Genomic DNA, 12,376 nt, shown 5'->3' on the forward strand with positions numbered 1-12,376 from the left:
CCTGATCCTGGCCGCTTTTAAAATCGTGGCCGGATCAGGGGAAACTCAAAAATCTGGGGCTAGCCCCTGGCGCGCGCGAGCAGATCCTCGCGCGGGTTCTCCTTCGGTTCGACGGCGCGGAAGGCCTCGAGGGCCTCCTTCGCCTCGTCCGAGAGGTGCGACGGGACGACCACCTGGACCTCGGCGAGCAGGTCGCCGGTGCCCTTCGAGCTCTTCACGCCGCGGCCCTTCACGCGCAGCACGCGGCCGCTCGGGGTTCCGGGCTGCACGCGCAGCTTGACGGTCGGGCCGCCGAGCGTCGGCACCTCGACGGTCGCGCCGAGCGCGGCCTCCGAGAACGTGACCGGGAGCTTCAGGCGCAGGTTCTGGCCGTCGCGCTCGAACACCGGGTGCTTGCGCACCGTGACCGTGAGGATAATGTCCCCCGCCGGTCCGCCGTTCGGGCTCGGTTCGCCCTTGCCTCGCACCTTGATCTTTTGCCCGTCGGAGACGCCGGCGGGAATCTTGACCTTGACCGAGCCGGTCGAGGCCTCGAGCGTCACGGTCTTGCCCTGCACGGCCGTCTCGAAGTCGAGGGTCGTGGTGGCGTGGATGTCCCTTCCGGGCTGCGGACCGCGCGGGGCCCCGCCGCCGAACATCCCGAAGATGTCCTCGAAGTTCTGGCCGCCACCCGACTGCTGGTAGCTGAAGTTGCCCCGGCCTCCGCCGAACATGCCTCCGAATACGTCCTCGAAACCCTGTCCGCCGCCACCGCCCGAGGTGAAGCGGGCGCCGCCCGCTCCCATCGCACGGATCTGGTCGTACTCGGCGCGCTCCTCCTTGTCGGAGAGCACCGAGTACGCCTCGCTGATCTCCTTGAAACGCGCCTCCGCTGCGGCATCGCCCGGATTGGAGTCCGGGTGGTACTTCCGCGCGAGCTTGCGATAGGCCTTCTTCAGCTCAGCATCGCTGACGTCTTTTGAGACGCCGAGGATCTGGTAAAAGTCCTTCTCGAGCCAATCCTGACTAGCCATCAGCCCCCACCGCCACCGCTACCTTGGCGGGGCGCAGTTCGACGTCGCCGATCCGGTAGCCCCGCTCGATCACATCGAGGACGGTGTCCTGCTCGGTTCCGGGAACGGGCACCTGGGCGATCGCCTCGTGGATCTGCGGATCGAAGGGCTCGCCCTTCTCGCCGTAGGCCTCGAGTCCGAGTCGCTCGAGCGAGCCCCGAATCTTCTGCGCGATCGTGGCGAACGCGGTTCCCTCTTCGAGGTCGCCGTGCTGTTCGGCCCGATCGAGATCGTCCAGCACCGGCAGGAGCGCCGATACTGCGACCGCGGTTGCCCGCTGCTTCTCGATAACCGCGTTGGCCTCGGTCCGCTTGCGGTAGTTCGCGTACTCCGCGGTCAGACGTCGCAGATCGTCGAGGTACGGGTTGTCGGAACCGGCGGCTTCGCCGTCGGCCTCCGCCGCCTCGCTGCTCTGCTCTGCGCCCAGGATGTCGTCGACGGTGAGGTCTTCGCCCTGCGGCGCGGGGCCGGAGGCACCGGCCTCCGGCCCCGCTGCGGGAACCTCATCGCGCGGCTCGTCTCCCGAGCCCTGTGCGTGCTGCTCCTCGTGCGTCATGGTTACTTCTTCTCCTCGTCGTCCTCGACGACCTCGGCATCGACGACGTCGTCATCGTTGCTGTCGGCCGACTCCGCGCCGGCCTCGGGGGCCTCGGACTGCGCGGACGCGTAGATCGCCTCGCCGAGCTTGCCCTGGCTCTCGCCGAGCTTCTCAGCGGCGGCCTTCACCGCGTCGTCATCCTCGCCGGCGAGCGCCTCCTTGAGCGCGTCGAGATCGCCCTGGACCTCGGTCTTCACGTTCTCGGGCAGCTTGTCCTCGTTCTCCGAGATGAGCTTCTCCACCGAGTAGGCGAGCTGCTCGGCGTTGTTGCGCTGCTCGGCGGACTCGCGGCGCTTCTTGTCCTCTGCCGCGTGCTCCTCGGCCTCGCGGACCATGCGATCGATGTCCTCCTTCGAGAGGGTGGACCCGCCCGAGATGGTGATCGTCTGCTCCTTGCCGGTGCCCTTGTCCTTCGCGGAGACCTGCACGATGCCGTTGGCGTCGATGTCGAAGGTCACCTCGATCTGCGGGATGCCGCGGGGCGCGGGTGCGATGCCGGTGAGCTCGAAGGTGCCGAGGTTCTTGTTATCGCGGGTGAACTCGCGCTCGCCCTGGAAGACCTGGATCGCGACGGAGGGCTGGTTGTCCTCGGCCGTGGTGAAGGTCTCGGAACGCTTGGTCGGGATCGCGGTGTTGCGCTCGATGAGCTTCGTCATGATCCCGCCCTTCGTCTCGATGCCGAGCGAGAGGGGGGTGACGTCGATCAGGAGGACGTCCTTGCGCTCGCCCTTCAGGACACCGGCCTGCAGCGCGGCGCCGACGGCGACGACCTCGTCCGGGTTGACGCCCTTGTTGGGCTCCTTGCCGCCGGTGAGCTTCTTCACGAGCTCAGTGACGGCGGGCATGCGGGTCGAGCCGCCGACGAGCACGACGTGCGCGATATCGGAGACCTTGACGCCCGCCTCCGCGATGACGTCCTGGAACGGCTTGCGGGTGCGCTCGAGCAGATCCTTGGTGAGCTCCTCGAACTTGGCGCGGGTGAGCGTCTCGTCGAGGTTCGCCGGGCCGTTCTCCGTGAGGGAGAGGTAGGGCAGCTGGATCTGGGTGCTCATCGAGTTCGAGAGCTCCTTCTTGGCCTGCTCAGCGGCCTCCTTGAGGCGCTGGAGGGCGATCTTGTCCTTCGAGACGTCGACGCCGGTCGAGTTCTTGAACTGCTGGATCAGCCAGTCCACGATCCGCTGATCCCAGTCGTCGCCGCCGAGGCGGTTGTCGCCAGCGGTCGCGCGGACCTGGATCGTCGAGAAGTCGTCGTCCTTGCCCACCTCGAGGAGGGAGACGTCGAAGGTGCCGCCGCCGAGGTCGAAGACGAGAATGAGCTCGTCCTCTTTGCCCTTGTCGAGGCCGTAGGCGAGAGCGGCAGCGGTCGGCTCGTTGATGATGCGGAGCACGTTGAGGCCAGCGATCTCGCCCGCCTCCTTGGTGGCCTGGCGCTCGGCGTCGTTGAAGTACGCCGGAACGGTGATGACCGCGTCGGTGACCTTGTCGCCGAGGTAGGTCTCAGCGTCGCGCTTCAGCTTCATGAGCGTGCGCGCGCTGATCTCCTGCGCGGTGTAGTGCTTGCCGTCGATGTCTTCCGACTTCCAATCGGTGCCCATGTGGCGCTTCACCGAGGCGATGGTGCGATCGACGTTCGTGACGGCCTGGCGCTTGGCGGTCTCGCCGACGAGCACCTCGCCATCCTTCGTGAACGCGACGATCGAGGGCGTCGTACGGAAGCCCTCTGCATTCGCGATAACCTTCGGCTCGCCGCCCTCGAGGACCGAGACGACCGAGTTCGTGGTGCCGAGGTCAATACCGACTGCACGTGACATATGTGTTTCTCCTTGTTGATTCGTTCTTGATTCGTTCAGAAGGGCCGCAGCGCGACCCCGGGTCTAGGGGGCAAGAGTCGGGGACCTTCGCGTCCACCAAACCCTGAGCCTCATGCACTCAAGTTTACCGAGCGGCACGATTCAGTCAAGCCGGTTTGGGTGAACTTGAGTCGAATACACTCAACTCTCAGCTTCCATTGATTCATGGCGCGATCAGGCCTCCGTAACACCTGCCCCAAATCGTTGCCCTCCGGACTCCTTCGCTCGATACGCTGAACCCATGAGCGACCTCCCCGCCTCCCCCACCCCCACTTCCCCCGAGGGTTCCGGGGCAGACGCCGCAACCGCGGCGACTCCTGGTCACCCCGCCACAGGAGCGTTCTCCGCTCCGGCCGCTCCCCTGGAGCCGGCGAAGAAGCGCACTATCTTCGCCTGGTCACTCTGGGACTGGGGGTCCGCCGCGTTCCAGGCGGTCGTCACGACGTTCGTGTTCACCGTCTACCTCACCTCCGGCGCATTCGGCGAGGAGGCCGAGGTCTCGGTGAAGCTCGGCTTCGCCCTCACGATCGCCGGCGTCACCATCGCGCTGCTCGCTCCCGTGCTCGGCAAGATCACCGACGCCACGGGCAACCGCAAGCACTGGCTCGCCATCACCACGGGCATCACGGTCGCCTGCACCGCGCTCCTCGTGCTCGTCGCCCCGGAGCCGCAGTACCTGATCCTCGGCCTGATCCTGCTCGCCATCGGCAACATCGCCTTCGAGTTCGCCGGCGTCAGCTACAACTCCATGCTCAACCAGCTCGCCACCCCCGCAACGCTCGGCCGCATCTCAGGTTTCGGCTGGGGCATGGGCTACCTCGGCGGGATCGTCCTCCTGAGCCTGGTCCTCGTCGGGTTCATCCTCCCGGAGACCGGCTGGTTCGGCGTGACGAGCGAGGGCGCCTGGAACGTGCGCGTCGCCATGGTGCTGTGCGCGGTGTGGTTCGCGGTGTTCGCGATCCCGGTGTTCGTCGCGGTCCCCGAGGTGCCCGCGAACGAGAACAGCAGGGTCACCGGGCTGCTCTCGGGCTACGCGGAACTGTTCCGCAGCATCGCCGGGCTCTGGCGCGGATCCCGCTCGACGCTCTTCTTCCTCATCTCGAGCGCCGTCTTCCGCGACGGCCTCGCCGGCGTCTTCACCTTCGCGGGGATCATCGCCGCCCGCTCCTTCGACTTCGCGCCGCAGACCATCATCGTGTTCGCGATCGTGGCCAACGTGGTCTCGGGGGCCGCGACCATCATCGGCGGCTTCCTCGAGGACCGCTTCACGGCGAAGGGCGTCATCATCACCTCGCTGGCCGCAATGGTGATCGGCATGCTCCTCGTGTTCATGCTCGCCCCGCTCGGCCCCTGGGTGTTCTGGACCTTCGGGCTGCTGTCCTCGATCTTCGTCGGGCCCGTGCAGGCGGCCAGCCGCAGCTACCTCGCGGCCCGAATCCCGGCCGGTATGGAGGGCGAGATCTTCGGCCTCTACGCCACGACCGGGCGCGCGGTCTCCTTCCTCGCCCCGGCGGCGTTCACCGCGGCGGTCGCCCTCGGCGGCACCACCATCTCCGGCACGATCGGCATCGCCCTCGTGCTGCTCCTCGGCCTCGTCCTGCTCCTCGTCCTGCGCGATCGGAGGCCGGCGGCTTCGCTGCAGGCCGGTCCGGCCAGCGCCGCCTGAGTCGTTTCGCGAGTACCCTGGAGCGGTGCCCCGTCCAGATCTCAGCCCCGAGCAGCTCGCCGTCTACGAGCGGATCGAGCACACGCGGGAGCACGTCTTCGTTACCGGCCGAGCCGGCACGGGCAAGTCGACGATCCTGAACCATCTCTCGTGGAACACGAGCAAGATCATCGCGGTCGCCGCGCCCACGGGCGTCGCTGCCCTGAACGTCGGCGGCCAGACCCTGCACTCCCTGCTCCGCCTCCCCACCGGGATCATCGCCGATCATGAGCTCGATCAGCCCGCGGAACTCAAGAAGATGCTGGCATCGATCGACACCCTGGTCATCGACGAGATCTCGATGGTCTCGGCCGATCTGATGGACGCGATCGACCGCTCCCTCCGCCTCGCCCGAGGGAAACGTCACGATCCGTTCGGCGGGGCCCAGATCATCATGTTCGGCGACCCCTACCAGCTGCCGCCCGTGCCGCCGAGGGATCCGCACGAGCGGGCCTATTTCCACGACACCTACCGCTCGCTGTGGTTCTTCGACGCGAAGGTGTGGGCCACGACCCCTATGGCGGTGATCGAGCTCACCGAGGTCCACCGGCAGCGGGACGACCGCTTCAAGCAGATCCTCGGCGCCGTCCGCCACGGCGTTGTCGAGGCCGATCAGGCCGAGGAACTCAACGCGGCGGGCGCCCGCCCCGCGCCGCGGGACGTGATCACGCTCGCCACGACGAACGCGACGGTCAACCGGATCAATGCCGAGCGTCTCGCCGAGATCAAGGGGCCGGCCCTCCGCGCCGTCGCCGAGGTGAACGGGGAATTCCGGGAGAACACCTACCCCGCGGACGAGGTGCTCGAGCTGAAGCCCGGAGCGCAGGTCATGTTCCTCCGCAACGACTCGGACGGCCGCTGGGTGAACGGCACGATCGGCACGGTGTCGAAGGTCGACGGAACCGTGTGGGTCGAGGTCGATCGCGAGGAGTTCGAGGTCGAGCCGATGGTGTGGGAGCGGTACCGGTACCGCTACGACGCCGAGACGAAGAAGCTCGAGAAGGAGGTCGTGGCCGAGTTCGAGCAGTTCCCGCTGCGGCTCGCCTGGGCCGTCACGGTGCACAAGTCGCAGGGCCACACCTACGACGCCGCGATCGTGGACCTCGGTCCGCGCGCGTTCAGCGCTGGACAGACCTATGTGGCGCTCAGCCGGGTGCGTTCCCTCGACGGGCTGTTCCTGAAGCGGCCGCTGCAGCCGCGCGACGTGATCGTCGATCCGAATGTGGTGCGGTTCATGAATTCGCGGGTTGCGGCCGCGGGCGCGGGAACCGCTGCCGGGGCGAACGGCTCACCCGCGGCCTAGTCCCTGCGCCGTGCGCTTCGGTGCCGGTGCCGAGACTGGAGCCGGGACCGGAGCCGGCGCGCTGAGGCCCTCGCTCGCGGGCCCGCCGCGCCCCGGCCTCACCGCTCAGGCGCTGGCGGAGGCGTGCTCGCGCTTGCGCTTGCCGAGGTCCACGAACACCGCGGTGTTGAAGTGGTAGGCCGTGCGCACCTCGTCGAGCATGCGCTCCCGCTCCGCCTCGTCGAGTTCGGGGCCCAGCGCGTCGAGCGCCTCCCGGTAGGCAGCCTTGAACTCGGGGATCGAGCCGAGCTCCGTGAAGTCGTAGAAGGCGATTCCGGCCCGATCCAGCTCGTGCTGCTTCGCGACGCGCTTCGCGATCATCTGGCCGCCCGAGAGGTCGCCGAGATAGCGGGTGTAGTGGTGCGCGATCACCCCGGCGGCCCAGCCTTCGGCCGCGACCTCGTCGATCCGCGCGACGTACGCCTCGGTCGCGGGGACCGGGGAGATCCGATCACGCCAATCGGCGCCGATGAGGTGCTCCAGATCCTCCTCGAGCGCCGGCAGGCGCACGAGGGCGGCGGGGTGGAACGCCGCGTATGCGGGATCCGCGAGCACCCGGGCGGCCGCGGCTTCGAGGGCCACATACATGAAGTAGTGCTGCGCGACGAGGTCGATGTAGTCCTCGCGGGTGCCGTGACCGCGCATGATGTCTTCCATGAACGTTGCGCCCTCGCTGTCGGAGTGATCCGACCAGGAGCTCTCGCGGATCACCTTCGAGAACTGCTTCTCGCCCTCGGGCTCGTGATCGGCTCCGTGATGAGCGTGTGATCCATGGGCTGCACCGCCGTGCGCCCCACCGCCGTGCGGCCCCTTCGCGTCCCCCTCGGCCGGGGCGTGCTCCTCGCGCGCGGGAACGCCGAGGCGTTCGCACGCGGTGCGGTACAGCTTGACGACCTCGCGCCGGATCTCCGGGCGCTCGCTGATTGATCCGCCGGGCCAGGCAACCTCGAGATCGCTGGTGCCTTCCGCGTCGGTAACCGACCAGACGCCGCCCTCGCTCGTGACCCCCACCATCGTGCTCGCGGTGGCCCCGGGACGCCCGAACGCACGCGCGATCAGAAGATTATCGTCGGAATGGTCGCCGTTCATGTGGCCGGTTACCCCGGCGACGACGGCCTCGCTAAAGGAAGTCACCCGACTATCCTAGGCCGCGAAAATGCCCGCTGTCAGGGGCCATAGGTCCGATCTACCCGCCCGTTCCGAGGCGTTTTCAGAGAGACCTACTAGACTTCCGCGTGTTCTGTGTCCCTATCCCTCGTGGAGTTAGGTGGTCGAGTGTGAGCTCGAGAATTGCGCGCCGCGCTCGCGCCGTCGTCATCGGTATGGTCGCGGTCGCTTCGCTCGGACTCACGGCCTGCTCGGGCGGGAGCGGCGGCGGCGGCAATAGCGGGACCGACACGATCGACTCCGCGCTCTCCGGCTCCATCAACGGCGCCGTCGAGAACGCGATGCAGAAGAGCGGTTCCACGGAGGCCATCGTCGGCGTCTGGGACGGCAAGAAGGGCGAGTACGTCAGGGGCTTCGGCAACGAGCACCTCGACGGTAACAGCGTCATCCGCGGCGCGCAGGCCACTCAGCCCGTCATGTGCGCGCTCCTTCTCGAGATGGCCGAGGAGGGCAAGGTCAAGCTCGACGCCGAGGTGTCCAAGGACCTGACCCGCCAGCCCGGCATTGATGGCATCACCTACCGCCAGCTCTGCGACGGCCGCTCTGGCCTCGCCGATTTCAAGGCCGGTTACACGGACATGAACGCGAACAACCCGACTCGCCCCTGGCCGGAGCAGGAGATCCTCGCACAGGGTCTCGCGCACTCGCCGCTGTCATGGCCGGGACTCGACTTCCACGCGTCCGACACGGATGCGGTGCTCCTCGCCCGCGCGCTCAAGGTCCGCAGCGGCGAGGACATCAACCAGCTGCTCAGCGAGCACGTGTTCGGCCCTGCCGGCATGGGCTCGGCCTCGTACAATCTCTCCGCGCTCACGGTCTCGGGCACCACGATGTCCGGGCTCACCTACCCGTCGAGCGGCGGGAAGCCGGTGTGCGACGCCGACCCGGTGAAGGTGGCAGAGGTCTCGCCGACCATGCTCGCCGGCGCCGGCGCCACGACCACGTCGGTCACCGACCTCAAGAAGTTCTACGAGAAGTACCTCTCGGGCGGCTTCGGGGGCGAGAAAAACAGCAAGCTGGCCACGGAGGCCACCCCGACCACGAACCCCAAGCGCGACAAGGAGGGGAAGCCCACCGAGGAGGTCAAGCCGGAGGGCCAGCAGTGGGCCTTCGGGACCGAGAAGATGGACGCGCTCTACGGTCGCGCGGGCTCGATCACGGGCACCGCGACGGCCGCCTACCACGATCCTTCGACGGGCTACACCGTCATCGTCTCGCTGAACAACTCCTCGAGCGGCGGCGGCATCGCGCGCGCGCTCGCCTTCGAGATCGCTGCGCTCTCCAAGGCGTCGGGCACCGGCCCCGAGGTGGGCTGGAGCGCGGAGGACCAGCAGAAGCAGATCGGGGAACTGGCGATCTGCCAGAAGTAGCGCTCCCGCGCCCGGTCACTCGTCCGGGCGAGGAACCGCTGCGCGCGGCGCCCCGCGCACCCGGCTCACGCTCGGGTGGGGCCTCGCCATGATCTGCTAGGGTGTTCTGGCAGGCCCCTCCGGGAACCGCTCCGGGGATGTAGTTCAATGGTAGAACTTCTGCTTCCCAAGCAGACAGCGCGAGTTCGATTCTCGTCATCCCCTCTGATCAGGCCCTCTTCCTCAGGAAGGGGGCCTGTTGCGTGTGGCCCGAGCGCTCGTTGGCGATCTATTGGCTCTTTTGCCCGCGGACGCCCTCACGGCCGCCCCTCGCGCGGCCGTGACAGGAAGTCCGTCCAGAGGTGCTGCGTCGCGTACCCGCGCACCGGGCGCCAGGCCTCCGCAAGTTTCTCGGCGCTGCGGGCGGTGCGATCGCCGAGGGCGCGGCGCAGGATCAGGTCGCCCGAGGGGAACGCATCGGCGTCGCGCAGAGCCCGCAGGGCGATCACCTCGACGGTCCACGGACCGATCCCCCGGATCTCCGCGAGCGCCTCGCGGGCCGTCGTCGCGTCGGCCTCCGCACCGAGGTCGAGACCCGCCGCGACCGCGACTGCGAGCGCGCGCAGCGTGGCCGCGCGGGTTCCGGTGATCCCGATCGCCTCCCGCAGCTCCGCCTCGGGGACCGCGGCGACCGCCGCGGGATCGGGGCCGAGCACGAATCGCGAACGCTCGTCCGGCCCGCCGCGCGCGAAGCGCCGCGCGAACCTGCCCTGCAGGGTGCGGGCCGCGGCCAGCGAGACCTGCTGCCCGAGAACCACCCCGAAGGCGAACTCCACGGCCTCCCGCGCGCCACCGACGCGCAGTCCGGGACGCGCGGCAACGAGCGGCCCGAGCACGGGGTCCTGCCCCAGGCACGCGCCGATCGCGCCGGGATCCGCGTCGAGGTCGAGCATGCGGTGCAGCGTCGACGCGACGTGCGCCTCGTCGGCCGGGTCCGCGAGTTCGAGGTCCACCGGGATCTCCACGCGTTCGGCGTCCTCGACGATCCGCGCCCACTCGACCCGCGCGAGCGCGAGACCGCCCGGGGCATCGATCGCGTGCAGGGAAAAGTCCGGGTGCAGTTCGTCGCGGCCGGGGATCGCGTGCGCGACGAGGAAGGCCCGCGTGCCCGCAGCGTCGTAGGGGGCGCGGCACGCAAGCCGCACCTCGCGCGCGCTTCGTACCCGCGCATCCGGAGCGCGGGTCGGGTCCGTGTCTCTAGCTCGCCGCGTCATGGGTCCATCCTGCCGCACGGATCACCCCGACTTCCGTCGATTCGCGGCCGCTTGGGGGACGGGAGGCGCTCGACTCGCTACGCTCGATGCCATGGCCGACCCATCCGGGCGCACCGCCCTGCTCCGCGCGACGATCGTCGTCGTCGCGAGCGGCGGCCTCCGCGCGCTCACCTACCGCGGCGTCGCGGCCGAGGCGGGGGTCTCGCACGGGCTGGTCAGGCATCATTTCGGGACGCGCGATCAGCTCGTGGCCGAGGCGATGGAGTTCGCGATCGATGAGAGCCTGCGCGGCTCGAACATGCTCGAGCAGGGACTCACCGCCGAGGAGTTCGCGGGGGGAATCGAGTCTCTCGCGGATCGCGAGAGCGAGCTGCAGTCCTTTCAGTACGAGCTGCTGCTCGAGACGCGCCGTCGCCCCGAGCTGCGGCCGCTCGCCGAGCGGCACTATCGCGCCTACCGCGAGGCAATCGAGCGGCAGCTGGGCCGGCTCGGCGTCTCGGACCCCGAGCTCACGGAGCTCATCTGGTTCGCGCTCGACGGCATCGTGTTCAAGCAGCTCGTCGACCCCGCGGATCCGGCGTCCGCGCTTCGCCTGATCCGACGGCTGATCAGCGAAAACAGTGCGCGCGCCTAGTCGCGTGGCACGCGGAGGCCAGCCGCCGACCCCGGGTTCGACCCTGCGTTCGACGCGGCGTTCGAACCGGCCTTCGACCCTGCGTTCGACGCGGCGGCGGACCGTCTGACCGGCGGCCAGCACCAACCATCGCTCACACCCTCCGCCGAAGACACCCTTTCCACAGCTTTCTCCCGCACCCTTGACTATCCAAATGGATAGTTTTAGGCTGTCCGAGCCAGCACCGGCATCCACCTCGCGCAACGCGGCCGAGACACGAAGGGACACGCAGACGTGTCAGATACCCGGATCGAATTCCTCTACCTCAGCGAGCCCGACATGATCCGCGCGGGCGTCACCGACATGGCCTCCTGCGTCGAGACGATGACTGACGTGCTCGGCCTGTTCTCCTCCGGCGACTACCGAATGGCGGGCCCCGAGAACAACGCGCACGGCGCGCAGATCTTCTTCCCCGATGAGGAGCTTTTTCCGGGAATGCCGGTCGACGGCCCGGACCGCCGCTTCATGGCGATGCCCGCCTACCTCGGCGGCGACTTCCAGGTCGCGGGCTGCAAGTGGTACGGCTCCAACATCGCCAACAAGGAGCGCGGCCTCCCCCGCTCGATCCTCACCTTCACCCTGAGCGACAAGGACACGGGCGCCCCGCTCGCGATCATGTCCGCCAACTTGCTGAGCGCCTACCGCACCGGGGCGATCCCGGGCGTCGGCGCCCGCTTCCTCGCGCGGGAGGACGCGCGCGTGGTCGGGATCGTCGGCCCCGGCCCTATGAATCGCACCTCGCTCGAGGCGTTCCTCGCCGTGCGACCGGGCATCACCACCGTCAAGGTCGCCGGGCGAGGCCAGGGCTCGATCGACGGCTACATCGCCTGGGCGAAGGATAAGTTCCCGCAGCTCACCGAGGTCGTGCAGGTCGCCGACACGGAGGCCGCGGTTCGCGACTCCGACATCGTGAGCATCGCCGTTCCGAGCAAGATGGGCTCCGAGAACTACCCGTACGTCGCGAACGACTGGGTGAAGCCCGGCGCCTTCCTCTGCTGCTCCGCCCACCTCCAGCTCGAGGAATCCCTGATCACTCGCGCCCGCCACGTCGCAGACGCGCGAAAGATCTACGAGGCATGGGCCGCGGAGATCCCGGGGCTCGCGCACGAGACCGTGGGGATCTGGGGCATGCACCTCGTCGACCGCGTGCGGGACGGGCGGATGCGCCCCGAACAGTTCGAGGACGTCGGCGAGATCATCCAGGGCGAAACCCCCGGTCGCACGAGCGAGGACGAGGTCTTCATCTACTCCGTCGGCGGCATGCCCGTCGAGGACATCGCGTGGGCGAGCAAGGTGTACGCGAACGCGCTCCGCGACGGGATCGGCCAGAAGCTCCTCCTCTGGGACGAACCCGCGTTCGCCTGAC

Annotated in this window: 10 protein-coding genes and 1 tRNA gene; 6 read left to right on the plus strand and 5 right to left on the minus strand. The window is 68.6% G+C overall.

Annotated features, from left to right (window positions below; genetic code table 11):
• Positions 1 to 59 precede the first annotated feature (59 nt).
• Genes JD292_RS06845 through dnaK form a run of 3 tightly spaced genes read right to left on the minus strand, consistent with a single transcriptional unit; the run spans position 60 to position 3,461 of the window.
• Complete coding sequence (locus JD292_RS06845) at positions 60 to 1,013, minus strand: DnaJ C-terminal domain-containing protein (protein ID WP_200131977.1); 954 nt, start codon at positions 1,011 to 1,013, stop codon at positions 60 to 62.
• Entirely contained in the window at positions 1,006 to 1,608 is a 603-nt protein-coding gene (locus tag JD292_RS06850; RefSeq protein WP_200131978.1) for a nucleotide exchange factor GrpE, read from the minus strand. The genes JD292_RS06845 and JD292_RS06850 overlap by 8 nt, the downstream gene beginning before the upstream one ends.
• A gap of 2 nt (positions 1,609 to 1,610) precedes the next feature.
• A complete protein-coding gene (gene dnaK / locus JD292_RS06855) occupies positions 1,611 to 3,461 on the minus strand; it encodes a molecular chaperone DnaK (RefSeq protein WP_200131979.1) in 1,851 nt (616 codons plus the stop codon).
• 280 nt (positions 3,462 to 3,741) lie between these two features.
• Here dnaK and JD292_RS06860 point away from each other — a divergent pair, with 280 nt between their 5' ends.
• Positions 3,742 to 5,166, plus strand: a complete 1,425-nt coding sequence (locus JD292_RS06860; protein ID WP_200131980.1) for an MFS transporter — start codon at positions 3,742 to 3,744, stop codon at positions 5,164 to 5,166.
• Between the two features lie 25 nt (positions 5,167 to 5,191).
• Positions 5,192 to 6,508 carry an ATP-dependent DNA helicase gene (locus tag JD292_RS06865; RefSeq protein ID WP_200131981.1) on the plus strand — a complete coding sequence of 439 codons (1,317 nt, stop codon included), beginning with the start codon at positions 5,192 to 5,194 and terminating at the stop codon, positions 6,506 to 6,508.
• A 105-nt stretch (positions 6,509 to 6,613) separates the two neighbouring features.
• Here JD292_RS06865 and JD292_RS06870 read toward each other — a convergent pair whose 3' ends face one another.
• Positions 6,614 to 7,681, minus strand: coding sequence for a biliverdin-producing heme oxygenase (locus JD292_RS06870; protein WP_369411178.1), 1,068 nt, complete (start codon positions 7,679 to 7,681; stop codon positions 6,614 to 6,616).
• Between the two features lie 143 nt (positions 7,682 to 7,824).
• Between JD292_RS06870 and JD292_RS06875 the strand changes: the two genes are divergently transcribed.
• Positions 7,825 to 9,084 (plus strand): serine hydrolase domain-containing protein, encoded by a 1,260-nt coding sequence (locus JD292_RS06875; protein WP_200131982.1) that lies wholly within the window; start codon positions 7,825 to 7,827, stop codon positions 9,082 to 9,084.
• A 133-nt stretch (positions 9,085 to 9,217) separates the two neighbouring features.
• A tRNA-Gly gene (locus JD292_RS06880) sits at positions 9,218 to 9,288 on the plus strand.
• 92 nt (positions 9,289 to 9,380) lie between these two features.
• Here the strand turns inward: JD292_RS06880 and JD292_RS06885 are convergent.
• Positions 9,381 to 10,337 carry an AlkA N-terminal domain-containing protein gene (locus tag JD292_RS06885; protein ID WP_200131983.1) on the minus strand — a complete coding sequence of 319 codons (957 nt, stop codon included), beginning with the start codon at positions 10,335 to 10,337 and terminating at the stop codon, positions 9,381 to 9,383.
• A 91-nt stretch (positions 10,338 to 10,428) separates the two neighbouring features.
• Here JD292_RS06885 and JD292_RS06890 point away from each other — a divergent pair, with 91 nt between their 5' ends.
• Both JD292_RS06890 and JD292_RS06895 read left to right on the plus strand, forming a co-directional pair.
• Complete coding sequence (locus JD292_RS06890; RefSeq protein ID WP_200131984.1) at positions 10,429 to 10,971, plus strand: TetR/AcrR family transcriptional regulator; 543 nt, start codon at positions 10,429 to 10,431, stop codon at positions 10,969 to 10,971.
• 273 nt (positions 10,972 to 11,244) lie between these two features.
• Complete coding sequence (locus tag JD292_RS06895) at positions 11,245 to 12,375, plus strand: tyramine oxidase subunit B (RefSeq protein ID WP_369411179.1); 1,131 nt, start codon at positions 11,245 to 11,247, stop codon at positions 12,373 to 12,375.
• Position 12,376: the final 1 nt, after the last annotated feature.

It is taken from the genome of Leucobacter edaphi (genome assembly GCF_016522535.1).
Taxonomy (GTDB): domain Bacteria; phylum Actinomycetota; class Actinomycetes; order Actinomycetales; family Microbacteriaceae; genus Leucobacter; species Leucobacter edaphi.

Excerpts from the sequence above, each read along its gene's own strand:
- JD292_RS06845 (WP_200131977.1), bottom strand. The coding sequence starts at position 1,013 with ATGGCTAGTCAGGATTGGCTCGAGAAGGACTTTTACCAGATCCTCGGC.
- JD292_RS06850 (WP_200131978.1), bottom strand. The coding sequence starts at position 1,608 with ATGACGCACGAGGAGCAGCACGCACAGGGCTCGGGAGACGAGCCGCGC.
- dnaK (WP_200131979.1), bottom strand. The coding sequence starts at position 3,461 with ATGTCACGTGCAGTCGGTATTGACCTCGGCACCACGAACTCGGTCGTC.
- JD292_RS06860 (WP_200131980.1), top strand. The coding sequence starts at position 3,742 with ATGAGCGACCTCCCCGCCTCCCCCACCCCCACTTCCCCCGAGGGTTCC.
- JD292_RS06885 (WP_200131983.1), bottom strand. The coding sequence starts at position 10,337 with ATGACGCGGCGAGCTAGAGACACGGACCCGACCCGCGCTCCGGATGCG.
- JD292_RS06890 (WP_200131984.1), top strand. The coding sequence starts at position 10,429 with ATGGCCGACCCATCCGGGCGCACCGCCCTGCTCCGCGCGACGATCGTC.